At 61.9% G+C, this 22,311-nt stretch carries 21 protein-coding genes; 12 read left to right on the top strand and 9 right to left on the bottom strand.

The features are described 5' to 3' along the window. Window positions 1-51: 51 nt before the first annotated feature. Window positions 52-2,538: a circularly permuted type 2 ATP-grasp protein gene (locus V3W40_RS18115; RefSeq protein WP_065925614.1), complete on the top strand. Its 2,487-nt coding sequence runs from the start codon at window positions 52-54 to the stop codon at window positions 2,536-2,538. Then, on the top strand, window positions 2,538-3,428 hold the full coding sequence (locus V3W40_RS18110; RefSeq protein WP_065925613.1) for a transglutaminase family protein: 891 nt from the start codon (window positions 2,538-2,540) through the stop codon (window positions 3,426-3,428). The genes V3W40_RS18115 and V3W40_RS18110 overlap by 1 nt, the downstream gene beginning before the upstream one ends. A gap of 103 nt (window positions 3,429-3,531) precedes the next feature. On the opposite strand, the gene V3W40_RS18105 is transcribed toward V3W40_RS18110, so the two are convergent. Then, on the bottom strand, window positions 3,532-3,714 hold the full coding sequence (locus tag V3W40_RS18105; protein ID WP_032890516.1) for a hypothetical protein: 183 nt from the start codon (window positions 3,712-3,714) through the stop codon (window positions 3,532-3,534). A gap of 332 nt (window positions 3,715-4,046) precedes the next feature. Between V3W40_RS18105 and azu the strand changes: the two genes are divergently transcribed. Then, on the top strand, window positions 4,047-4,493 hold the full coding sequence (azu, locus tag V3W40_RS18100) for an azurin (RefSeq protein WP_027607696.1): 447 nt from the start codon (window positions 4,047-4,049) through the stop codon (window positions 4,491-4,493). A gap of 74 nt (window positions 4,494-4,567) precedes the next feature. Here azu and nadE read toward each other — a convergent pair whose 3' ends face one another. The 3 genes from nadE to V3W40_RS18085 form a co-directional block, all read right to left on the bottom strand. Continuing rightward, the gene (nadE, locus tag V3W40_RS18095) at window positions 4,568-5,395 is read right to left on the bottom strand and encodes an ammonia-dependent NAD(+) synthetase (protein WP_027607697.1); all 828 of its coding nucleotides are present in this window, start codon (window positions 5,393-5,395) and stop codon (window positions 4,568-4,570) included. Between the two features lie 3 nt (window positions 5,396-5,398). Beyond that, window positions 5,399-6,613 (bottom strand): nicotinate phosphoribosyltransferase, encoded by a 1,215-nt coding sequence (pncB, locus tag V3W40_RS18090; protein WP_330215445.1) that lies wholly within the window; start codon window positions 6,611-6,613, stop codon window positions 5,399-5,401. 146 nt (window positions 6,614-6,759) lie between these two features. Further along, the gene (locus V3W40_RS18085; RefSeq protein ID WP_065925611.1) at window positions 6,760-7,650 is read right to left on the bottom strand and encodes a LysR family transcriptional regulator; all 891 of its coding nucleotides are present in this window, start codon (window positions 7,648-7,650) and stop codon (window positions 6,760-6,762) included. 153 nt (window positions 7,651-7,803) lie between these two features. Here V3W40_RS18085 and amaB point away from each other — a divergent pair, with 153 nt between their 5' ends. The 8 genes from amaB to V3W40_RS18045 all read left to right on the top strand — a co-directional run bounded on the left by amaB (window position 7,804) and on the right by V3W40_RS18045 (window position 17,759). Beyond that, on the top strand, window positions 7,804-9,294 hold the full coding sequence (gene amaB / locus V3W40_RS18080; RefSeq protein ID WP_330215444.1) for an L-piperidine-6-carboxylate dehydrogenase: 1,491 nt from the start codon (window positions 7,804-7,806) through the stop codon (window positions 9,292-9,294). Window positions 9,295-9,449: 155 nt separating this feature from the next. Continuing rightward, the gene (amaA, locus tag V3W40_RS18075) at window positions 9,450-10,733 is read left to right on the top strand and encodes an L-pipecolate oxidase (RefSeq protein ID WP_065925609.1); all 1,284 of its coding nucleotides are present in this window, start codon (window positions 9,450-9,452) and stop codon (window positions 10,731-10,733) included. Window positions 10,734-11,107: 374 nt separating this feature from the next. After that, window positions 11,108-12,244 (top strand): branched-chain amino acid ABC transporter substrate-binding protein, encoded by a 1,137-nt coding sequence (locus V3W40_RS18070; protein WP_027607701.1) that lies wholly within the window; start codon window positions 11,108-11,110, stop codon window positions 12,242-12,244. A 184-nt stretch (window positions 12,245-12,428) separates the two neighbouring features. After that, window positions 12,429-13,343, top strand: a complete 915-nt coding sequence (locus V3W40_RS18065; RefSeq protein ID WP_003236186.1) for an ABC transporter permease subunit — start codon at window positions 12,429-12,431, stop codon at window positions 13,341-13,343. 2 nt (window positions 13,344-13,345) lie between these two features. Then, a complete protein-coding gene (livM, locus tag V3W40_RS18060) occupies window positions 13,346-14,623 on the top strand; it encodes a high-affinity branched-chain amino acid ABC transporter permease LivM (protein ID WP_027607702.1) in 1,278 nt (425 codons plus the stop codon). Then, a complete protein-coding gene (locus V3W40_RS18055; protein WP_027607703.1) occupies window positions 14,620-15,495 on the top strand; it encodes an ABC transporter ATP-binding protein in 876 nt (291 codons plus the stop codon). Before livM ends, V3W40_RS18055 begins: the two co-directional genes overlap by 4 nt. Next, window positions 15,492-16,208, top strand: a complete 717-nt coding sequence (locus V3W40_RS18050; RefSeq protein ID WP_005784287.1) for an ABC transporter ATP-binding protein — start codon at window positions 15,492-15,494, stop codon at window positions 16,206-16,208. The genes V3W40_RS18055 and V3W40_RS18050 overlap by 4 nt, the downstream gene beginning before the upstream one ends. Before the next feature lie 786 nt (window positions 16,209-16,994). Then, window positions 16,995-17,759 carry an SDR family oxidoreductase gene (locus V3W40_RS18045; protein ID WP_053134501.1) on the top strand — a complete coding sequence of 255 codons (765 nt, stop codon included), beginning with the start codon at window positions 16,995-16,997 and terminating at the stop codon, window positions 17,757-17,759. A 38-nt stretch (window positions 17,760-17,797) separates the two neighbouring features. On the opposite strand, the gene V3W40_RS18040 is transcribed toward V3W40_RS18045, so the two are convergent. The 5 genes from V3W40_RS18040 to ureE form a co-directional block, all read right to left on the bottom strand. Then, window positions 17,798-18,919, bottom strand: a complete 1,122-nt coding sequence (locus V3W40_RS18040) for an AGE family epimerase/isomerase (RefSeq protein WP_065925607.1) — start codon at window positions 18,917-18,919, stop codon at window positions 17,798-17,800. 125 nt (window positions 18,920-19,044) lie between these two features. Continuing rightward, the gene (locus V3W40_RS18035) at window positions 19,045-19,617 is read right to left on the bottom strand and encodes a HupE/UreJ family protein (protein WP_065947136.1); all 573 of its coding nucleotides are present in this window, start codon (window positions 19,615-19,617) and stop codon (window positions 19,045-19,047) included. A gap of 22 nt (window positions 19,618-19,639) precedes the next feature. Continuing rightward, window positions 19,640-20,254 (bottom strand): urease accessory protein UreG, encoded by a 615-nt coding sequence (gene ureG / locus V3W40_RS18030; RefSeq protein ID WP_012721947.1) that lies wholly within the window; start codon window positions 20,252-20,254, stop codon window positions 19,640-19,642. A 23-nt stretch (window positions 20,255-20,277) separates the two neighbouring features. Then, window positions 20,278-20,952: an urease accessory protein UreF gene (locus V3W40_RS18025; RefSeq protein ID WP_330215443.1), complete on the bottom strand. Its 675-nt coding sequence runs from the start codon at window positions 20,950-20,952 to the stop codon at window positions 20,278-20,280. Next, complete coding sequence (gene ureE, locus V3W40_RS18020; RefSeq protein WP_065947138.1) at window positions 20,949-21,449, bottom strand: urease accessory protein UreE; 501 nt, start codon at window positions 21,447-21,449, stop codon at window positions 20,949-20,951. Before ureE ends, V3W40_RS18025 begins: the two co-directional genes overlap by 4 nt. Window positions 21,450-21,789: 340 nt before the next feature. Here ureE and V3W40_RS18015 point away from each other — a divergent pair, with 340 nt between their 5' ends. Then, on the top strand, window positions 21,790-22,311 hold the full coding sequence (locus V3W40_RS18015) for a C40 family peptidase (protein ID WP_065925603.1): 522 nt from the start codon (window positions 21,790-21,792) through the stop codon (window positions 22,309-22,311).

Below are 22,311 nucleotides of genomic sequence, written 5' to 3'. Positions count from 1 at the left end.
TTGCAGTGAATTTGAATTAAACTGAGCCCCTTTGCCTCTGCCGAGCGTTCCATGCCCGACTTGCTCGACCAATACCCGCTGACCGCGGGTACTTATCACGAACTGCTGGACGACAGTGGCGCAGTACGCGCCCATTGGCAGCGCTTGCTCGATCACCTGCAACGCAGCACACCCGCGCAACTGGCCCAGCGCCAGGCGCTGCTGACAAGGCAGATCCAGGAAAACGGCGTCACCTATAACGTCTACGCCGACCCCAAGGGCGCCGATCGCCCTTGGGAACTGGACCTGCTGCCCCATGTGCTGGCGGCCGATGAATGGCAGCAGCTGTCAGCCGGTATCGCCCAGCGTGCGCGCCTGCTCAACGCCGTACTGGCGGACCTCTACGGGCCGCAACGCTTGATCAAGGAAGGCCTGCTGCCGGCCGAACTGGTGTTCGGGCATAACAATTTCCTCTGGCCGTGCCAGGGCATCCAACCGCCTGACGGTGCGTTTCTGCACCTGTATGCCGTGGACCTGGCGCGTACCCCGGATGGCCGCTGGTGGGTCACCGCCGACCGTACGCAGGCGCCTTCGGGCGCCGGTTATGCGTTGGAAAACCGCACCATCGTGTCCCGCGCCTTTCCGGACCTGTACCGTGATCTGCAGGTGCAGCACCTCACCGGTTTCTTCCGCACGCTCCAGGAAACCCTGGCCCGCCAGGCGCCGAGCGATGACCAGCCACCGCTGATCGTGTTGCTCACCCCTGGGCGTTTCAACGAAAGCTATTTTGAACACCTGTACCTCGCGCGTCAGCTCGGCTACCCGCTGGTGGAAGGCGGCGACCTCACGGTGCGCGACAGCACGGTGTTCCTGAAAACCCTCAGTGGCCTGCGCCGGGTGCACGCGATCATGCGTCGCCTCGACGATGACTTCTGCGACCCGCTGGAGCTGCGTACTGACTCCGCCCTCGGCGTACCCGGCCTGCTCGACGCCGCGCGCCAGGGCAATGTACTGGTGGCCAATGCCCTGGGCAGCGGCGTGCTGGAGTCCCCCGGTTTGCTCGGCTTTCTGCCCAGGATCAACCAGTTCCTGTTCGGCGAAGAATTGCTCTTGCCCTCCATCGCCACCTGGTGGTGCGGTGAGGCGCCGGTGCTCGCCGAGGCCTTGGAGAAACTGCCGGAACTGCTGATCAAACCGGCGTTTCCGTCGCAAAGTTTTGCCCCGGTATTCGGTCGCGACTTGAATGACGAGCAACGCCAGGCCTTGGCCGAACGCATGCGCGCGCGGCCTTACGCCTACGTCGCCCAGGAGCTGGCACAACTGTCCCAGGCACCGGTGTGGCACACCGTGGAGGATCACCTGCAACACCGCGCCATCGGCATGCGCGTGTATGCCGTGGCCAGCGCGGAGGGCTACCGCGTACTGCCCGGCGGCCTGACCCGTGTGGCGGCGGACGCCGATGCCGAAGTGGTGTCGATGCAACGCGGCGGCGCCAGCAAGGACACCTGGGTGCTGGGCGAACGCGCCAGCAGTGGCGAGCATTGGCGCGCCCAGCGCGCGATTGGTGCACACGACCTGGTGCGCCGCGACCCTTATCTGCCGTCCCGCGTGGTGGAAAACCTGTTCTGGTTCGGCCGTTACTGCGAGCGCTGCGACGACAGCGCACGCTGGCTGCGCATCGTGCTGGCGCGCTATGTCGACGGCGACGACCCCTTGGCCTTGCAGGCGGCGGTCGAGTTGGGTGAAAACCTGCGCCTGCTGCCGGAGGAGGGCGAGCTGCCCGAGCGTTTGCAGGCGGCCTTGCTCGGCGATGATTGGCCGTCGAGCCTGCGCGCCAACCTGCAACGCTTGCAGTGGGCGGCGTCCCAGGTGCGCGGCAAGTTGTCCCGTGAGAACTGGCAGGCCCTGGTGGAGTTGCAGCGCGAAGCCCTGGAGCTGGAGAGCGAAAGCCCGGATTTTGGTGAGTTGCTGGACTTTCTCAACCGCCTGGTAATGTCCCTGGCGGCGCTGTCCGGGTTTGCCCTCGACGACATGACCCGCGACGAAGGCTGGCGCTTCCTGATGATGGGCCGTCGCATCGAGCGCCTGCAATTTCTCAGCAGCAGCCTGGCGGCATTCCTGCGCGGCGTGGCGGTGTTCGATCAAGCGGGCCTGGAGTGGTTGCTGGAGCTCGGCAACAGCAGCATCACCTACCGCTCGCGCTACCTGGCGGTGCCGCAGCTGATTCCGGTCCTGGATTTGTTGTTGCTGGATGAACAGAACCCCCACGCGGTGCTGTTCCAGCTGAAACTGGTGAGCCGTACCCTGCGCCGTCTTAATGATGATTTCGGTGTGCCACGGGAGACCGGGTTGGCGCCGTTGGTGGAGCGCCTGGCGCGTTTCGACCTGGCGTGCCTGGAGAACCCGTTGTTTGGCGAATCCAGCGTGCGTGCCGCACTGGAAGGCCTGGCCGACCTGCTGCAGGCGGTCGCCGATGAGAGTGGGCAAGTGTCGGATCGTCTGGCTTTGCGCCACTTTGCCCATGTGGATGATGTCAGTCAGCAAACGGTGTCGGTGTGATGAGTGCGCGCTACCAGATTTTCCACGATACCCATTACCACTACGACAGCCCGGTGTCCCTGGCCCAGCAGCTCGCGCATTTATGGCCGAGGCCGTGCGCCTGGCAGCGTTGCAGCGACCAGCAACTGGATATCAGCCCGCAGCCGTCGTCACGCCGGGATGAGCTGGACGTGTTCGGCAACCCGATCACCCGCCTGGCGTTCGAGCGGCCCCATGATGAATTACTGGTGAACGCTGGGCTGACTGTGGAAGTGCTGGCGCGGCCGGTGCTGGATTTCCAGCACTCGCCCGCCTGGGACCAGACCCGCGACAGCCTGACCTACAGCAGCCAGCCACTGTCGCCCGAGTTGATCGAAGCCTGCCGTTATCGCTTCGAATCGCCCTACGTACACCTGAAGAAGACCTTCGTCGAGTTCTCCGAGAGCTGCTTCCCTCCTGGTGCGCCCTTGCTATTGGGGGTGCAGGCCTTGATGGAAAAGATCTTCAGCGAATTCACCTTCGATGCCGAAGCTACCCAGGTCGCCACGCCGCTGGTGGAGGTGCTGGAGCGCCGACGCGGCGTGTGCCAGGACTTCGCCCACCTGATGCTCGCCTGCCTGCGCTCGCGCGGCCTGGCGGCGCGTTATATCAGCGGCTACCTGCTCACCCAGCCACCGCCCGGCCAGCCACGGCTGATCGGCGCCGATGCCTCCCACGCGTGGGTCTCGGTGTATTGCCCGGTATCGGGCTGGGTGGATTTCGATCCGACGAACAATGTGCAGCCGGCGCTGGAGCACATCACCCTGGCCTGGGGCCGGGATTTCTCCGATGTGTCGCCGTTGCGTGGGGTGATTCTGGGGGGAGGGACCCATGACCCGGAGGTGCGGGTGACGGTGATGCCGCTGATGTAGGAGCGAGCTTGCTCGCGAAGAACCTGAGGGCGCCGCGTTGATCTTGGCTTCCCGCGTTATCGTTGACGTTCTTCGCGAGCAAGCTCGCTCCTACAGTAAATAATTATTCAGCCGGGTCTTTCGGGGTTTCAGTCTCGTCTGCTGCCACTTCACCTTCCGCGTCCGGGTTCAGTGCGCCCGCTTCTTCATCGACAGCGGCTTTCTTGCGTTGCAGTTTTTCCTCTTTCTTCTGTTCCTTGGCCAAGTCTCTCTGACGTTTGGCGAAGGAGTAATTAGGTTTGGCCATGGGCGATCCTCTAGGGTCGAAGGTGAGGGTGGCGGCGCGCAGCTGCCTTGGGACGACATGGTAGCAGCTTCAAGGGGCGCTTGGCCTTCACTTACCGCAGGCGTACGCGGCCAGGAGGCCATTGAACAGTTGGTTGAGGTGCATGGCTCGGGCTCCAGTGGGTGATGGGCCGATCATAGACACCCTGCGGCACTTTGGCTGGTTGATTGTGTCGATAAGTCTGATAGCCTAAAGTTGTATACAATCTGTTGATTCAGGTCATAAGAATTTTTGCCTGCCTCAGGCACCCTTGTCGCATTACGCGTTGTTTAAACCCTGCCTTGGAGATTCACATGTTTGCCAAACTCGTTGCTGTTTCCCTGCTGACTCTGGCCAGCGGCCAGTTGCTTGCTGCAGAGTGCAAGGTCACCGTCGACTCCACTGACCAGATGTCCTTCAACACCAAGGAAATCACGATCGACAAGAGCTGCAAGACGTTCACTGTCGAGCTGACTCACTCCGGCAGCCTGCCGAAAAACGTCATGGGTCATAACTGGGTGCTGACCAGCGCCGCCAACATGCAGCCGGTTGCCACTGATGGCATGGCTGCTGGCATCGACAAGAACTACCTGAAAGAGGGTGACGATCGCATCATCGCCCACACCAAGATCATTGGTGCCGGCGAGAAGGATTCGGTGACCTTCGATGTCTCGAAACTGGCGGCCGGTACGGATTACGCGTTCTTCTGCTCGTTCCCGGGCCACATCTCGATGATGAAAGGCACTGTGGTCCTGAAGTAAGACCGCGTTATCGTTCATCGGGGGCTTGCCCCCGATGACTGCCTGCCAATCAACACACCACTATCTGGCTCACCTCACGGCGCAAACGGCATCACCCGCTTGTGTTCGGTCTTGCGGTACGTCTCGCAGATGATTCGGAACGCTTCCTCCCGCACCGGCTCACCGTGCAGGAACGCATCGATCTCGGCATAGGTCACGCCATGTGACGCTTCATCCGGCTTACCTGGCGACAGGTCTTCAAGGTCGGCCGTCGGCACCTTCTCCACCAACGACTCCGGCGCACCAAAGAACCGCGCAATCGCGCGTACCTGGTTCTTTACCAGCCCGCTCAACGGCGCCAGGTCGCAGGCGCCATCACCGAACTTGGTGAAAAAGCCCATCACCGCTTCCGCCGCATGGTCGGTACCGATCACCAGGCCGCTGGCCGCGCCGGCGATGGTGTACTGCGCCACCATGCGCATGCGCGCCTTGGTGTTGCCGAGCACGAAGTCGCGGGACACCGCCGCCTTGCCTTCAAACGCCGCTACTTCATTGGCCAGGGCTTTCACCGCCGGGCCGATGTTCACGGTGTGGCGCTCGTCCGGGTCGATAAAGTCCACCGAGGCCTGGGCATCGATTTCATCGAACTGGGTTTCGTAGGGCAGGCGCACGGCGATAAAGCGGTAGGCCTCGTCACCGGTGCGGGAGCGCAGTTCCTGCATCGCGCGTTGGGCCAAGAGGCCGGCAGTCAGGGAGTCGACGCCGCCGCTGATGCCCAGCACCAGTGTCTTGAGCCCGGAATTGCGCAGGCAATCCTGGATAAACGCCACGCGCCGGGCGACCTCGGCCTCGAGGGCGGCCTGGTCCTTGAACGGCGCTTGGACCTTGAGCTGTTCAGCAATCTCACGCTGTACGGCTTGCATGATTCACTCCTTGCTAGAGATGGCAGGTACTTTGAAAACATGACGCAAATAGGCGACAAAATTCGGGTCGGTGCAGTGGGTCTTGCCCGCTTCATCGGAGATCTTCGCGACGGGCTGGCCATTGCAGGCGGTCATTTTAAGCACGATGCTCATCGGTTCCACCCCTGGAATATCGCAGGTCAGGTTGGTGCCGATGCCGAAGCTCACATTAATGCGACCACGCAACGCGCGGAATATCTCCAGGGCCTTGGGCAACGACAGGCTGTCGGAGAACACCAGGGTCTTGCTCATCGGCTCGATGCCCAGCTTGTGGTAGTGGGCAATGGCTTTTTTGGCCCACTGCACCGGGTCGCCGGAGTCATGGCGCAGGCCATCGAACAGCTTGGCGAAGTACAAGTCGAAGTCGCCAAGGAAGGCGTCGGTGGTGATGCAATCGGTCAGGGCGATACCCAGCAGGCCCCGGTATTCGCGGACCCAACAGTCGAGGGCGGCGATCTGGCTGTCGATCAGGCGCGGGCCGAGTTGCTGGTGGGCCATGATCCATTCATGGGCCATGGTGCCCAACGGCTTCATATCGAACTCGCGGGCCAGGTGTACGTTGCTGGTGCCGACAAAACGCCCGGGGAAGTCATGCTTGAGCACGCTGACCACCTCTTCCTGCACGCGGTATGAGAAGCGTCGGCGCGTGCCGAAGTCGGCCACTTGCAACTCGGCCAGCTCGTCGCTGCTGGCGTTGGCCGTCAGCCAGTCGAACTTGCGGTACAGCTGCTCGCGGGCCTGTTCGAGGATCACCGTCTGGTAGCGGTAGCGGTTACGCACTTCGCTGACGATCGCCAGCATCGGCACTTCAAACAGAATCACATGCAGCCACGGCCCGCGCAGGCGGATAAACAACTCGCCGTTCTCGATGCCGGTCTGCACATAGCGCAGGTTGAAGCGAAACAGCCCGAGAAAACGCAAAAAATCCGGCTTCATAAAGCTGATGCGTTCCAGGAACCCCAATTGGTCGGGGCTCAAGCTCAGCTCGGCGAGGCGCTCGATCTGGTAGCGGATCTCCGCCAGGTACGGGCGCAGGTCTTCGCTGTTGCGGCAACGAAACTCCCATTCAACTTCCACGTTGGGGTAGTTGTGCAGCACCGCCTGCATCATGGTCAGCTTGTAGAAGTCGGTGTCGAGCAAGTTCTGCACGATGCGATCGGCAAACACACTCTCGCTCATAACGGGAATCTCCAGACAGGTCGGGCGATGGGCGCCGACCTTTACGCACAATTAAGGAAGGGGGCTAGTGGCGCATAGACGCGGGTAGGTTTGCCAGTGATTTTTTTTGCCAAGGCCACTTGCCGCCGATGGCGATATTCCAGGCATTAAACAACCTGCTCCATCATCCACTTCACAAACTCCCGCACCTTGGGCACCTCCGCCGCGTGTTCCGGGAAGGCCAGGTAATAAGCGTCCTGGCTGGGCATTGCATGCTGCCAGGGGATCACCAGCTTGCCGTCGGCCAGTTCTTCTTCCACCAGAAAGCGCGGCAACAACGCCACGCCGCAACCGACCTGCGCCGCACGAATGCACATATAAAAGGTGTCGAAACGCGGCCCGTGGTAGCTGTGCTCGGTGTGATACCCCTGATCGGCAAACCAGTCATGCCAGCCCTGGGGGCGCGAGGCGTTTTGCAGCAGCACCAGGTCGCTCAGTTGCGTGGGGTCGGTGAAGGGCTGCGCCGGCAGGCTTTCCGGGGCGCACACCGGTACCAGCTCTTCGCTGAACAGTTTCAGGCTCTCGGTGCCGGGGCGCGAGCCCTGGCCGAAGTAGAAGGCCATGTCGGCCTTGCCTTGCAGCAGTTCGTCCGGCTCCTGTTCGTTGCACAGGTCCAGGTGGATCTGCGGGTGGCGCAGGCGCCAGCCCTTGAGGCGCGGCACCAGCCAGCGCGCGCCGAAGGTGTAGGGGGTGGACACGCGCAACACTTCGGTCTCGCCGCCATAGGAGCGCAGGTAGTGGGTGGACATCTCCACCTGCGTGAGGATCTTGCGCACTTCCACCAGGTACAGGTCGCCTGCCGGAGTCATCTGCAAGCGGCGACGCACGCGGCGAAACAGCAGGTGCTGGAGCAATTCTTCCAACTGCGCGACCTGTTTGCTCACTGCGCTTTGCGTGAGGTTCAGCTCCTCGGCGGCGCGGGTGAAGCTCAGGTGGCGGGTGGCGGCCTCGAAACACTGCAGGGCGGTGATCGAGGGCAAATGTCTTTTGTTCAGCACGGCATGCCTCTTTTTATTCTTTGCATGAATAAACGGAATGATATCTCGCCTAATCGTCGTTTGTTGGCAAGTCTTGGGCCAGCTACAAATAAGGCCTGGATCGCCGTGCGTGCCGCGGTGCGATTTTTTGTTCGAAGATTAAAGGAGTGACCCATGGTTGCCGCATTGCTTGATCGTCTCGGGGTAAACCCGGCGCTGTACCAGGCGGGTAAACAACCCGTGCATTCGCCGATTGATGGCAGCCGTATCGGCAGTGTGCACTGGGAAGGTGCCGCCGAGGTGGAGCAACAGGTCAGTCGCGCCGAGCATGCATTCGAGGCCTGGCGCAACGTCCCGGCCCCCCGTCGCGGCGAGTTGGTGCGCCAGTTCGGCGATGTACTGCGCGAATACAAGGCCGATCTGGGCGAGCTGGTGTCCTGGGAAGCCGGCAAGATCACCCAGGAAGGCCTGGGTGAAGTGCAGGAAATGATCGACATCTGCGACTTCGCCGTGGGCCTGTCCCGCCAGTTGTACGGCTTGACCATCGCCTCCGAGCGCCCAGGCCACCATATGCGTGAAACCTGGCACCCGCTGGGCGTGGTCGGGGTGATCAGCGCCTTCAACTTCCCGGTAGCCGTGTGGGCGTGGAACACCACACTGGCGCTGGTGTGCGGTAACGCAGTGATCTGGAAACCGTCGGAAAAGACCCCGCTCACCGCCCTGGCGTGCCAGGCGCTCTTCGAACGTGTGCTGAAGAATTTCAAGGACGCGCCGCAATACCTGAGTCAGGTCATCATCGGCGGCCGCGATGCCGGCGCTGCACTGGTGGATGACCCACGCGTGGCCCTGATCAGCGCCACCGGCAGCACCCGCATGGGCCGCGAAGTGGCGCCGAAAGTTGCCGCGCGGTTTGCCCGCAGCATCCTCGAGCTGGGCGGCAACAACGCCATGATCCTCGGCCCGAGCGCCGACGTGGACATGGCCGTGCGCGCCATCCTGTTCAGCGCCGTCGGCACCGCCGGCCAGCGCTGCACCACCCTGCGCCGCCTGATCGCCCACGAGTCGGTCAAGGAAGAAATCGTCACCCGCCTCAAGGCCGCCTATTCGAAAGTGCGCATCGGCCACCCGCTGGAGGGCAACCTGATTGGCCCGCTGATCGACAAGCATGGCTTCGACGCTATGCAGGACGCCCTGGAGCAGGCCTTGAGTGAAGGCGGCAAGGTGTTCGGCGGCAAGCGCCAGTTGGAAGACAAGTTCCCCAACGCCTACTACGTGTCGCCGGCCATTGTCGAAATGCCTGAGCAGAGCGATGTGGTGTGCACCGAAACCTTCGCGCCGATTCTGTATGTCGTCGGCTACAAGGACTTCGCCGAAGCCCTGCGCCTGAACAACGCCGTGCCCCAAGGCCTGTCGTCGTGCATCTTCACCACTGACGTGCGCGAGGCCGAGCAATTCATGTCGGCAGTGGGCAGCGACTGCGGGATCGCCAACGTCAACATCGGCCCGAGCGGCGCGGAGATTGGCGGCGCGTTTGGCGGTGAGAAAGAGACCGGTGGCGGTCGCGAGTCAGGTTCGGATGCATGGCGCGGGTACATGCGCCGCCAGACCAACACCGTGAACTATTCGCTGGAGTTGCCGCTGGCCCAGGGCATCACCTTCGACTGATTCTGTAGGAGCGAGCTTGCTCGCGAAGATCGTCAACGATCACGCGGGCATCCTGAATGCCCGCGCCGCTCTCGCGTTTTTCGCGAGCAAGCTCGCTCCTACAGTGATGGTGCTGAACAAGAAAAACGCTTGTTGGGTCTCACCGGAGTCTGGCAATGGCACTACGCGAAGCATGTTTGTGGGAACACCTCACCCCTGGCCGGCCGGATCGTGCCGCGCTCAAGGGCGAGGTCAAGGTGGATGTGTGCGTGATCGGCGCCGGCATCACCGGTTTGTCGGCCGCCATTCACTTGCTGGAGCAGGGTAAAAGCGTCGCCGTGCTGGAGGCTCATCGCACCGGCCACGGTGGTTCGGGGCGCAACGTCGGGTTGGTGAATGCCGGCCTGTGGATCCCTCCGGACGAGATCGAAGCCGGTTTCGGCGAAGCGGTGGGCAGCCAGCTCAACCGCATGCTCGGCGCGGCACCGTCGCTGGTGTTCAGCCTGATCGACAAATACAACATCGATTGCCAATTGCGCCGCGAGGGCACCTTGCACATGGCGCATAACGCCCGTGGCGAGGCGGATTTGCGCAGTCGTGAGGAACAATGGAAGCGCCGTGGCGCGCCGGTGGAATTGCTCACCGGCCAGGCCTGCGAGCACGCCACCGGCACGAAAAAAATCGCCGCCGCCTTGCTGGATCGGCGTGCTGGCACCTTGAACCCGATGGCCTACACCAGTGGCCTGGCGAATGCCGCCGTGGGGCTTGGCGGGCAGTTGTTCGACCATTCTCCGGTCGCCCGGTTGGAGCGCCAAGGTGCGAGTTGGTCCGTTCAGACCGCCAGCGGTTCGGTGCAGGCTGCACAAGTGGTCATCGCCTCCAACGCCTACACCGAAGGTGAGTGGACCGAGCTGCGACGCAATTTTTTCCCCGGCTACTACTACCAGGTCGCCTCCGCGCCGCTGACCGACGCCGCCGCCGAGCAGATTCTGCCCGGCGGCCAAGGCTCATGGGACACGCGCCAGGTACTGAGCAGCATCCGCCGCGATGCCGATGGCCGCCTGTTGCTCGGCAGCCTGGGCAACGGTAACCAGAAACCGGCCTGGTTCCTCAAGGCGTGGGCTGATCGGGTGCAGCAACATTACTTCCCGTACCTCAAATCGGTGCAATGGGAATTCACCTGGACCGGCTGCATCGCCTTCACCCCCGATCACCTGATGCGCCTGTTCGAGCCAGCTCCCGGCCTGGTGGCGGTAACCGGCTATAACGGGCGCGGCGTGACCACCGGCAGCGTGGTCGGCAAGGCGTTCGCCGACTATCTATGTCACCAGAATCCCCAAGCCTTGCCGATTCCGTTTGCACCCATGCAACCGCTGGCCGGGGTTGGGCTGCGCAGTTGCCTGTATGAAGCCGGATTCTCGCTGTATCACGCCGGGCAATGCCTGAGGATCGTGATCTGATCAGCGAAATACCGCTCAGAAGCCTGCATTTTCTTAGCCGGCTACTAATCTGTATTGGTGCAGGTCGTAGCAGTTGCGCACTGTAAATGTGCAGTTCCGTTACGCAGGCTGTTACAGCTGTAGGAACTGTCGTTTATTGCTTTGGTTGCAGGTGCGACCCGTCAGGGTTGTACTTTTTCGGCTCATGGGTTGCACCTATCGATGCTAGAGGGTTGCACGTCCTGGCGAGCGGAGCCGAAACGCCTGCAATAACAATGACACCGTGTCTTTTTGAAGAATAAAAACGTAATGGCACGAGGCTTGCTCTGGGCTTTCAGTGAAAAGTTTGAACGCAAGTTGTCGTGCCAAAAATCAAAAATATCGGAGCACCACTCATGTCCCAGACGTTTTACAAGAAAGGTTTTCTGGCCCTCGCCGTTGCAGCGGCGCTGGGTGTTTCTACGTTTGTTCAAGCTGATGTGAAGATTGGCGTTGCGGGGCCGATGACCGGCGCCAACGCCTCGTTCGGTGAGCAGTACATGAAGGGTGCCCAGGCGGCAGCCGAGGTGATCAACAAGGCCGGTGGCATCAATGGCGAGAAAGTCGTGCTGGTGGCAGGCGACGATGCCTGTGAGCCGAAACAGGCCGTTGCCGTGGCCAACCGCCTGGCTGACCAGGACAAAGTGATTGGCGTAGTCGGGCACTTCTGCTCGTCGAACACCATTCCGGCCTCCGAGGTCTACGACGAAGCGGGCATCATCGCGATCACCCCAGGCTCTACCAACCCACAAGTGACCGAGCGCGGCCTGGGCGCCATGTTCCGTATGTGCGGGCGTGACGACCAGCAAGGCATCGTCGCCGGCGACTACATCGTCGACGTGCTCAAGGGCAAGAAAGTCGCGGTCATCAACGACAAGGACACCTACGGCAAAGGCCTGGCCGACGCCACCGCTGCCCAGTTGACCAAGCGCGGCGTCAAGCCGGTGCTGGAAGAAGGCCTGACCCGTGGCGAGAAGGACTTCAGTGCGCTGGTCACCAAAATCCGCTCCCTGGGCGCCGACGTCGTGTACTTCGGTGGCCTGCACCCGGAAGCCGGTCCTTTGGTTCGCCAGATTCGTGAAGCTGGCCTCAAAGACGTCAAGTTCATGTCCGATGACGGCGTAGTGACCGATGAACTGGTGGCCACCGCTGGCGGCGCGCAATACGTCGATGGCGTCTACATGACCTTTGGTGCCGACCCGCGCCTGCTGCCTGACAGCAAGGCCGTGGTGGAAGAGTTCCGCAAGGCCGGCTACGAGCCAGAAGGCTACACCCTGTACGCCTACGCCTCACTGCAGGCCCTGGCCGCCGGCTTCAATGGCGCCAAGTCCAACAAGGGCGAAGACGCGGCCAAATGGCTGAAAGCGCACCCGGTCAAAACCGTGATGGGCGAGAAGACCTGGGACGCGAAGGGCGACCTGAAAGTCTCCGACTACGTGGTTTACCAGTGGGATAAAGACGGCAAATACCACCAGTTGGAAAAGCAGAAGTAATCCATGTGGGAGGGGGCTTGCCCCCGATAGCGGAGTGTCAGTCAACAGTTGTTCAGCTGACCCACCGCATCGGGGGCAATCCCCCTCCCACATTGGGACCCGTGTTGTTATCGAGATCTGTCTTTTCCTCCAGAAGCGCCGCACACCCACCGGTGTGCAGGTGCTCACCGCGTGAGATTGCGTTATGGATGGTATTTTCCTGCAGCAACTGGTCAACGGCCTGACCCTCGGGTCGGTCTATGGCCTGATCGCCATCGGCTACACAATGGTCTATGGCATCATTGGCATGATCAACTTCGCCCACGGCGAGGTTTATATGATTTCCGCTTACCTCGCGGCGATCAGTCTGGCACTGCTGGCTTACTTCGGCATCGAATCCTTCCCGCTGCTCATTCTCGGCACCCTGATCTTCACCGTGGTCGTCACCGGCGTGTACGGTTGGGTCATCGAACGGGTCGCCTACAAACCGCTGCGCAACTCCACCCGCCTGGCTCCGCTGATCAGCGCCATCGGCATCTCCCTGATCCTGCAGAACTACGCGCAGATCGCCCAGGGCGCGAAACAACAAGGCATTCCAACCCTGCTGGCCGGCGCCTGGCGCGTCGACATCGGCAGTGGGTTCGTCCAACTCACGTACACCAAGGTCTTCATCCTCGTGGCGGCGTTTGCCGGCATGGCGTTGCTCACCTACATCATCAAGTACACCAAGCTCGGCCGCATGTGCCGCGCCACCCAGCAAGACCGCAAGATGGCCTCGATCCTGGGGATCAACACCGACCGCGTGATCTCCTACGTGTTTGTCATCGGTGCCGCCATGGCGGCCCTGGCCGGCGTGCTGATCACCCTCAACTACGGCACGTTCGACTTCTACGCCGGCTTCATCATCGGCATCAAGGCGTTTACCGCAGCGGTACTCGGCGGCATCGGTTCCCTGCCTGGGGCGATGCTGGGCGGGATCATCCTGGGTATTTCCGAGTCGTTGTTCTCGGGGTTGATCAACTCCGACTACAAAGACGTGTTCAGTTTCTCCCTGCTGGTGGTGATTCTGATTTTCCGTCCCCAGGGCCTGCTTGGTCGCCCACTCGTGGCTAAGGTGTAAACATGTCTGCTGCCAAACCCATCGATATCAAGAAAAGTGTGGTCGATACGGTCCTTGCCGGGCTGATTTCGTTGATCGTGTTCGGTCCGATCGTCGGCGTGGTCCTCGACGGCTACAGCTTCAACCTGGAACCGGCCCGTGTGGCTACCCTGGTCGCCATCGTGATGGCCGGGCGCTTTGCCCTCAGCCTGTTCCTGCAAACCCCCAAGGGCCTGAAGATTCTGCAGGGCTTCGAAAGCAGCGGCTCCGGCGTGCATGTACTGCCACCGGACTACAAGTCGCGGCTGCGCTGGATCATCCCGGCGCTGATCGTGATCGCCATCGTGTTCCCGATCTTCGCCAACAAGTACCTGCTGACCGTGGTGATCCTCGGGCTGATCTACGTGTTGCTGGGCCTGGGCCTGAACATCGTGGTCGGCCTGGCCGGGCTGCTCGACCTGGGTTACGTGGCGTTCTACGCCATCGGCGCCTACGGCCTGGCGCTGGGTTATCAATACCTCGGCCTGGGCTTCTGGAGCGTGTTGCCGCTGGCAGCCATCGCAGCGGCTTTAGCGGGGTGCATACTCGGCTTTCCGGTGCTGCGAATGCACGGTGACTACCTGGCCATCGTGACCCTGGGCTTCGGTGAAATCATTCGCCTGGTGCTCAACAACTGGCTCTCGTTCACCGGCGGCCCCAACGGTATGCCGGTGCCTTCGCCGACCTTCCTGGGCCTGGAGTTCGGGCGCAAGGCCAAGGAGGGCGGGGTTCCGTTCCACGAGTTCTTCGGCATCGATTACAACCCCAACATCAAGTTCATGTTCATCTACATCGTGCTGTTCCTGGTGGTGCTGGCCGTGCTGTACATCAAGCACCGCCTGACCCGCATGCCGGTCGGCCGCGCCTGGGAAGCCTTGCGCGAAGATGAGATCGCCTGCCGCTCCATGGGCCTGAACCACGTGCTGGTCAAGCTCTCGGCCTTCACCATTGGCGCGTCCACTGCCGGTTTGGCCGGGGTGTTCTTCGCCAGCTACCAAGGCTTCGTCAACCCGTCGTCGTTCACCTTCTTCGAGTCGGCGCTGATCCTGGCCATCGTGGTACTGGGCGGCATGGGCTCGACGGTCGGCGTGGTGATTGCCGCGTTCGTGTTGACCGTCGCACCTGAACTGCTGCGCAGCTTCAGCGAATACCGCGTGCTGCTGTTTGGCGTGCTGATGGTGGTGATGATGATCTGGCGACCGCGCGGCCTGATCCGGATCAGCCGCACCGGTGTGACACCACGCAAGGGGGTAGCGCCATGAGCAAGGAAGTCGTCCTCTCCGTGGAACACCTGATGATGCACTTCGGTGGCATCAAGGCCTTGAGCGATGTGAGCCTCAAGGTTGAACGCAACTCGATCTTCGCCCTGATCGGCCCCAACGGTGCCGGCAAGACCACCGTGTTCAACTGCCTCACCGGCTTCTACAAAGCCAGCGGCGGCAAGATCGAACTGAACATCCGCGGCAAGCAGACCAATGTGATCCAGCTGCTCGGCGAACGTTTCAAGGCGGTCGACTTCGTGTCGCCGAAAAGCTTCTTGAGCCGGGTGTACTACAAGATGTTCGGCGGCACCCACCTGGTCAACCGCGCCGGCCTGGCCCGGACCTTCCAGAACATTCGCCTGTTCAAGGAAATGTCGGTGCTGGAAAACCTGCTGGTGGCCCAGCACATGTGGGTCAACCGCAACATGCTGGCGGGCATCCTCAACACCAAGGGCTACCGCAAGGCCGAAAGCGATGCCCTCGACCATGCGTTCTACTGGCTCGAAGTGGTGGACCTGGTGGACTGCGCCAACCGCCTGGCCGGTGAGCTTTCCTACGGCCAACAGCGCCGCCTGGAAATCGCCCGCGCCATGTGCACCCGGCCGCAGATCATCTGCCTGGACGAACCGGCAGCGGGCCTCAACCCCCAGGAAACCGAAGCCCTCAGCGCGATGATTCGCCTGTTGCGCGACGAACACGACCTGACGGTGGTGCTGATCGAACACGACATGGGCATGGTGATGAGTATTTCCGACCACATTGTGGTGCTGGACCACGGCAACGTGATTGCCGAAGGCGGGCCGGAAGCGATCCGCAACGACCCGAAAGTGATTGCCGCCTACCTGGGCGCCGACGAAGAGGAGCTGGTATGAGTGCACCTATCCTCGAAATGAAGGACCTGGACGTGTTCTACGGCCCGATCCAGGCCCTGAAAAAAGTCTCGCTGCACATCAACGAAGGCGAAACCGTCAGCTTGATCGGCTCCAACGGCGCGGGTAAATCCACGCTGCTGATGTCGATCTTCGGCCAGCCACGGGCCGAGTCGGGGCAGATCCTCTACAACGGCGTCGACATTACCCACAAGTCGTCCCACTACATTGCCTCCAACGGCATTGCACAGTCGCCGGAAGGGCGGCGGGTGTTCCCCGACATGACCGTCGAGGAAAACCTGCTGATGGGCACTATCCCGATTGGTGACAAGTTCGCCAGCGAGGACATGCAGCGCATGTTCGAGCTGTTCCCACGGCTCAAGGAGCGACGTAACCAGCGCGCCATGACCATGTCCGGTGGCGAGCAGCAAATGCTCGCCATCGCCCGCGCGCTGATGAGCCGGCCCAAACTGTTGCTGTTGGACGAGCCGAGCCTGGGCCTGGCGCCGATTGTGGTGAAGCAGATCTTTTCCACCCTGCGCGAGCTGGCCTCCACCGGGATGACCATCTTCCTGGTGGAGCAGAACGCCAACCATGCACTGCGTTTGTCGGATCGGGCGTACGTGATGGTCAACGGTGAGATTCGCCTCACAGGCACCGGCAAGGAGCTGCTGGTGAACGAGGAAGTGCGCAACGCTTACCTCGGTGGCCACTGATCTAAATAACGACGCAGTACCCCTGTGGGAGGGGGCTTGCCCCGATGGCGTTGTATCAGTCAGCACACCTGAAACTGACACACCGCCATCGGGGGCAAGCCCCCTCTCACATTTGTTTTGTGTCGCCTGCAAGACCGATCCCAAATTGTGGAAAACAAATCCAGCCCCCCTCCAAAGCGCGACATATAGCCGCCGCAAATCCCTGTTTTGTCACACTTTTGACTTGTCCCCATCCACTGTGGAACCGGCTGTGGGTAACGTGGGAGTAGCTGGCTGGACGCCTTTAAAAACGTGGCTTTCAGCGGTGTGGTTGTTTTTTGATCAGTGGCTTTTTCGCGGCCGATCGAGGGGTTTGTCAACCTGTTTAAAGACACAGGTATATGACTGAAATATGTCCCGCCAGCCTGTGGATAAGTCTGTGACTAAACTCTGGAAAGACGGCCGCAGAGGCCGGAATGACTGGCCTGGAGCCATCGCTCGATTTGTCCCGCTGCCCCTGGGCCTACATACGCCTTCGTCCAGGTCAAGCAAAAAACTTTCTAAAATCGCCTGGAAGCCTTGTACACAGCGGCCTGAAGCGTTTTGCACTTGCCCCCAGAGACTGTGGGCGCAACTGTGGATAACCTGCGCGCATATGGCTGCAAGCCACGGTTCATAAGGCTTTGGTCTGAATGATTAAAAAATGACCAGTCGTGCATGAAGTTCTGTGCATGGCGGTTGCCGCAACCGCGGCGTAAGGGCATTCTGCTGGCTGATTTTTTTCCCGATGCCCGCAAGGAGAACACCATGTCCAACACGCTGTTTATTACTGGCGCCACCTCAGGTTTTGGCGAAGCCTGCGCCCGTCGGTTTGCCGAGGCCGGCTGGAAACTGGTGCTTACCGGTCGTCGTGCCGAGCGTTTGAATGCGCTGGTCGAGGAGCTTTCCAAGCAGACCGAAGTGCACGGCCTGGTGGTGGATGTACGGGATCGCAAAGGCATGGAAGACGCGATCGCCAACCTGCCGCCATCGTTCGCCACCCTGCGCGGGCTGATCAACAACGCCGGCCTGGCCGTGGGCACTGACCCGGCGCCCAAGTGCGACCTCGACGACTGGGAAACCATGGTCGATACCAACATCAAAGGCCTGCTGACCACCACCAGCCTGCTGCTGCCGCGCCTGATCGCCCATGGTCGTGGCGCCGGGATCATCAACCTGGGCTCCATCGCCGGCAGCTACCCGTACCCGGGCAGCCATGTGTATGGCGGTTCCAAGGCGTTCGTGAAGCAGTTCTCCTTGAACCTGCGCTGTGACCTGCAGGGCACCGGCGTGCGTGTGACCAACATCGAGCCGGGCCTGTGCGAAAGCGAGTTCTCCCTGGTGCGCTTCGGCGGTGACCAGGCGCGCTACGACGCCACCTACGCCGGTGCCGAGCCGATCCAGCCGCAGGACATTGCCGACACCATCTTCTGGGTGCTGAACACGCCGGCGCACGTCAACATCAACCGCCTGGAACTGATGCCGGTGAGCCAGACCTGGGCTGGGTTTGCGATTGAGCGGGGGGCCAAGTAAGGCTCTAGACCACGTTGCTCCCGATGAGGCCCAGCAGGTCACCCGAGATGCTGGATCAGCCCCTGGTAGCAGGTTGCCAAATGATACGGTGTGGTCGATGGCATATCCCGTCGGCTCACCGCGCCGTTGGCATCCAGGCATTCATGCCAGCCTTTCTCATGCAGGAAATGCTGTTGCAGCGCCAGCAGTTGGCGCTGCAGCACCGCCTCACTGCCAGGGCGCAAGGTCAGTGCCCGCAGGTACTCGGCCTGGGCCCAGATACGCTGGGTGCCGTCGCGCACGCTGCCGTCGAGCGCCAACATGCCGCTAACCGCTCCGGTCGCGCCGTCCACACCCTTGTGCTCAGCGTAGGCAAACGCCCGCGTCAGTGACGCATGCAGCGGGGTGCCGCGCAGCACGGGCGACGATTCGAGCAAAAAGAACCACTCGAACTGGTGCCCCGGCTCAAACCAGTTATCCACAGCGCCCAGCGGCTTTTCCATCATCACGCCGTGCCGGCGGTCGATGAACCGCTGCTGCATGGCCGTCGCCAAGGCCAGCAGGGCCGCTTGCACAGGGGCATCCTCGCGCACCGCAAGTGTGGCGAGGAAACCTTCGGCCAGGTGCATCAACGGGTTTTGCAGCGGGCCGGACTGGAGGGACGACCAGTTGCGCTCCAGCACCGCCTCGTACAGGCCGTCTTCGGTGGCGAAGCGCTGGGCCACGACTTCGAGGGCGGCGTTCAGCACCGATTCCACCAGCGGTTCACGCACCTTGGCCCAGTAATGGGCGCAGGCAAAGATGATGAAGGCGTGGGTGTAGAGGTCTTTTCGCTTGTCCAGCGGCTGGCCGGCGGGGTCGACGCTGTAGAACCAGCCGCCGTGTTCGGCATCGTGGAAATGCCGTTGCAGGGAGCGGAACAGCACCGCCGCGCGCTCTTCAGCGAAGGCCGCCCCTGGCTCGCCGATCAGGCTGGCGAACAGGTACAACTGCCGCGCGCAGGCCATGGCGCGGTAGCGTTGCGGGGGCAGTGGGCGGTGATCGGCGTCCAGCGCCTCATAGGGCAGCGCCAATTCGGCATTCCAGCCCGGGCCCTGCCAGAGCGGCACGATCAGGGTGTGGAAGTGCGTGAGCACGGCATTCAACGAAGGCTGGGGGGCGGAGCTTGGAGCGATGGGCATCGGCTGGCGTCGTCACGGCAGGGGTGTAGGCGCGCATGGTAGCAGAGGGGCAGCTTTAAGTTGTGAGCTGCAAGCTGCAAGTAAGAGCGGTTCGGCTTTTACTTGCAGCTTGCAGCTTGCGACGTTTAGCTGGCGAGCAGCCACACCCCAGTCGCCGCCGAAGCCGCTCCGGCAATCCGCACCAACGGTGCCGCTGCGGCCGGCAACCAGCGCACCAGCGCATACCCGGCCGCGTGCAGTGCAGCGGTCGCGCCGACAAAGCCGGCGGCATACGCCCAAGGGCTCGACATGTCCGGCAGCTCCAAGCCATGGGCCACACCATGGAACAACGCAAACAACGCCGTCGCACCCATGGCCATGAACAACGGCGGACGCACCGCCAGTGCCACCGCCAGGCCCAGGGCCAGCACCGAGGCGGCGATCCCGCTTTCCAGTGCGGGCAATTGCAGCCCTTCGAAACCCAGCACGCCGCCCATCAGCATGGTGCCGACAAAGGTGCACGGCAGGGCCCAGCGCGCGGCACCCTTTTGTTGCGCGGCCCACAGGCCGACCGCGACCATGGCCAGCAGGTGGTCGAGGCCGCCCAGCGGGTGGCTGATACCGGCCACCAGGCCGTTGTCGCCGTGGCCAGGGTGAGCGAAGGCCAGGGCGGGCGCGAGCAGCAGGGCGGCGGCTGCGAGGAATTTATTGAGGTTCATAAACAGGTTCCTTATGGGTTGATCAGGCGGCGGTCAGCAGGCCTTGGCGTTCGATGAAGGCGACGATTTCTTCCAGGCCTACCCCGGTTTTCTGGTTGCTGAACACAAAGGGTTTGCCGTTGCGCATGCGCTGGGTGTCGCTGTTCATCAGCTCCAGCGACGCGCCCACCAGCGGCGCCAGGTCGATCTTGTTGATCACCAGCAGGTCGGATTTGCAAATACCAGGCCCGCCCTTGCGCGGCAGCTTGTCGCCGGCGGACACATCGATCACATAGATGGTCAGGTCCGACAGCTCCGGGCTGAAGGTGGCCGACAGATTATCGCCGCCGGACTCCACCAGGATCAGGTCCAGGCCGGGAAAGCGGCGGTTGAGTTGGTCCACCGCTTCCAGATTGATCGAGGCGTCCTCGCGAATCGCCGTGTGCGGGCAGCCGCCGGTTTCCACGCCGATGATGCGCTCCGGCGCCAGGGCCTGGTTGCGCACCAGAAAGTCGGCGTCTTCGCGGGTGTAGATGTCGTTGGTGACCACCGCCAGGTTGTAGCGATCGCGCAGCGCGAGGCACAGGGCCAGGGTCAGGGCGGTCTTGCCGGAGCCGACCGGGCCGCCGATACCGACACGCAGGGGTTGTGTGTTCATATCTGATTCTCCAAAAAAAAGCCCTAGGAACGGAACAGGCGGCTGTACTGGCGCTCGTGGGCCATGCTCGCCAGGGACAGGCCAAAGGCGGCGCTGCCGAAATGGTGGGGGTCGATGCGGGCGGCGTCCTGCTGGGCTTGCTGCAGCAGTGGCAGCAGCTCGCTGGTCAGGCGTTGCGCGGCTTGTTGGCCCAGGGGCAGGGTTTTCATCAGCACGGCCAATTGGTTTTCCAGCCAGCTCCAGAGCCAGGCGGCGAGGGCGTCGTCGGCGCTGATCGCCCAGGCGCGTGCGGCCAGTGCCCAGCCCAGGGCCAAGTGCGGTTCGCGGCGTTGCTCAAGAAAGCTGCGGGCGTCGCGGTCCAGTTCCGGCAGGCCATTGAGCAACTGTTGCAGGGAATAACCCATCTGCCGGCTCTCCTGATACAGCTCTCGGGTTTCGCGGCTGGCTTGATGCGCTTCGCACAGTTGCGCCAACGCTGACCAGTCCTGCTCTGCGGCGGCACGGCAATGGGCGAGCAGCAACGGGGCTTCGAAGCGCGCGAGGTTGAGCAGCAATTGGTCGCTGATCCAGCGCCGAGCGCTGGCGGCATCGTTGACGTGGCCGTTCTCCACGGCCATTTCCAGGCCTTGGGAATAGCTGTAGCCGCCAATCGGCAATTGCGGACTGGCCAGACGCAACAGCGCCCAGGCTGGGTTCATAGACGTACGCCGAACTGATGCAGCTTGGGCGGGTAGTTGAAATCTTCATCGCCATGCCGGGAGTGGTGGTGGCCGCCGCCATAGGCGCCGTGTTCCGGTTGGAACGGCGCCTCGATGGTTTCGGTGTGGGCGCCCAGTTGCTCAAGCATGGCCTTGAGCACGTAGTCGTCGAGCAGGCGCAACCAGCCATCCCCCACTTGCAAGGCCACATGGCGGTTGCCGAGGTGGTAGGCGGCGCGGGTCAGTTCAAAGGCGTTGCTGCAGGTGACGTGCAACAGGTGTTCAGGGCGGGCGCACACGCGTACGACACGTCCGTCTTCGGCTTGCAGGAATTCGCCATCGTGCAACGGCGGCTGGCCGCGCTCCAGAAACAGGCCGACGTCTTCACCGTCGGCACTGAAACAGCGCAGGCGGCTCTTGCTGCGTGCTTCGAAATTCAGCAGCAGCTCAGCGGCCCAGAGGGCTTGGGGGGCGATTCGGCGGTGGATCACCAGCATCAGGAAGCTTCCAGCTATGAGCGATGGAAGTGCTAGAGCAAGGGGCTTGCCAATCAGGTATTGATGTAGGAATTCTCTGTCGGTGCGTGAGGAGATGCCACTGAATAGGGCGGGGCTGAGTACTGTGAGTGCTTAATGTTGGTGCTCTGTCGGATATTGAGCACTTAAATAGGGCGTTTTTTGTTGGCGAGTGGTGTTTATCACATCAAGTTCCTTCCGTTTTTTTCGTATATGGATTTTTCGGATTTGTCCTACTGGATGTAAGGATTCGGCGTTCATCTGCTTACGCGCCAGACCGTTAGGATTTGCGCCGTGCTAAACATCCACGGCGAGTTCCAGTATGTTCAAATCAATTGTGTGTTTATTCATTTTCAGTCTTTACCTGGTCACTCCCTCGTCCTCGGCCAATATCAAGCCGCGCGGGGTAGCCCCTCTCGAGATCGCGACGCCCCTGCAGTCGCTGCAAAAACGCCCAGCCATCGACAATGTGATCGACCGCGCCCATCAATTGCTGGGTACCTCGTATAAATGGGGCGGGAACACGGTGGAGCAGGGCTTCGACTGCAGCAGCTTGCTGGTCTACCTGTTCAGGACCGAAGCCAATATCCGTATACCCCGCACCACGGCGGCGATGCACCGTTCAAACGCCATGACGATCAAGCGTAACGCGCTCAAACCTGGGGATGCGGTGTTCTTCAAAGGTAATGGGCGCAGTCAGGTCAGCCATGTCGGCCTTTATATAGGCGAGGGCAAATTCATTCATTCGCCGCGCGCCGGCAAGACGGTGCGAATCGACTCGCTGAACAATCGCTACTGGAACAAGAACTACAGTACCGCCAAGCGCTTTCACTCGGCGGGCTAG

The sequence above is a fragment of the Pseudomonas sp. AM8 genome, from assembly GCF_036346475.1.
In the GTDB taxonomy this organism is placed as follows: Bacteria; Pseudomonadota; Gammaproteobacteria; order Pseudomonadales; family Pseudomonadaceae; genus Aquipseudomonas; species Aquipseudomonas marginalis.
Note: the sequence above shows the minus strand (reverse complement) of the source record. Positions and strands in the feature narration are given on the sequence as shown.

Bases quoted from the DNA above. Each gene is read 5' to 3' on its own strand.
- V3W40_RS18115 (WP_065925614.1), top strand. From the start codon at position 52: ATGCCCGACTTGCTCGACCAATACCCGCTGACCGCGGGTACTTATCAC.
- V3W40_RS18110 (WP_065925613.1), top strand. From the start codon at position 2,538: ATGAGTGCGCGCTACCAGATTTTCCACGATACCCATTACCACTACGAC.
- V3W40_RS18105 (WP_032890516.1), bottom strand. From the start codon at position 3,714: ATGGCCAAACCTAATTACTCCTTCGCCAAACGTCAGAGAGACTTGGCC.
- azu (WP_027607696.1), top strand. From the start codon at position 4,047: ATGTTTGCCAAACTCGTTGCTGTTTCCCTGCTGACTCTGGCCAGCGGC.
- nadE (WP_027607697.1), bottom strand. From the start codon at position 5,395: ATGCAAGCCGTACAGCGTGAGATTGCTGAACAGCTCAAGGTCCAAGCG.
- pncB (WP_330215445.1), bottom strand. From the start codon at position 6,613: ATGAGCGAGAGTGTGTTTGCCGATCGCATCGTGCAGAACTTGCTCGAC.
- amaB (WP_330215444.1), top strand. From the start codon at position 7,804: ATGGTTGCCGCATTGCTTGATCGTCTCGGGGTAAACCCGGCGCTGTAC.
- amaA (WP_065925609.1), top strand. From the start codon at position 9,450: ATGGCACTACGCGAAGCATGTTTGTGGGAACACCTCACCCCTGGCCGG.
- V3W40_RS18070 (WP_027607701.1), top strand. From the start codon at position 11,108: ATGTCCCAGACGTTTTACAAGAAAGGTTTTCTGGCCCTCGCCGTTGCA.
- V3W40_RS18065 (WP_003236186.1), top strand. From the start codon at position 12,429: ATGGATGGTATTTTCCTGCAGCAACTGGTCAACGGCCTGACCCTCGGG.
- livM (WP_027607702.1), top strand. From the start codon at position 13,346: ATGTCTGCTGCCAAACCCATCGATATCAAGAAAAGTGTGGTCGATACG.
- V3W40_RS18055 (WP_027607703.1), top strand. From the start codon at position 14,620: ATGAGCAAGGAAGTCGTCCTCTCCGTGGAACACCTGATGATGCACTTC.
- V3W40_RS18050 (WP_005784287.1), top strand. From the start codon at position 15,492: ATGAGTGCACCTATCCTCGAAATGAAGGACCTGGACGTGTTCTACGGC.
- V3W40_RS18045 (WP_053134501.1), top strand. From the start codon at position 16,995: ATGTCCAACACGCTGTTTATTACTGGCGCCACCTCAGGTTTTGGCGAA.
- V3W40_RS18040 (WP_065925607.1), bottom strand. From the start codon at position 18,919: ATGCCCATCGCTCCAAGCTCCGCCCCCCAGCCTTCGTTGAATGCCGTG.
- V3W40_RS18035 (WP_065947136.1), bottom strand. From the start codon at position 19,617: ATGAACCTCAATAAATTCCTCGCAGCCGCCGCCCTGCTGCTCGCGCCC.
- ureG (WP_012721947.1), bottom strand. From the start codon at position 20,254: ATGAACACACAACCCCTGCGTGTCGGTATCGGCGGCCCGGTCGGCTCC.
- V3W40_RS18025 (WP_330215443.1), bottom strand. From the start codon at position 20,952: ATGAACCCAGCCTGGGCGCTGTTGCGTCTGGCCAGTCCGCAATTGCCG.
- ureE (WP_065947138.1), bottom strand. From the start codon at position 21,449: ATGCTGGTGATCCACCGCCGAATCGCCCCCCAAGCCCTCTGGGCCGCT.
- V3W40_RS18015 (WP_065925603.1), top strand. From the start codon at position 21,790: ATGTTCAAATCAATTGTGTGTTTATTCATTTTCAGTCTTTACCTGGTC.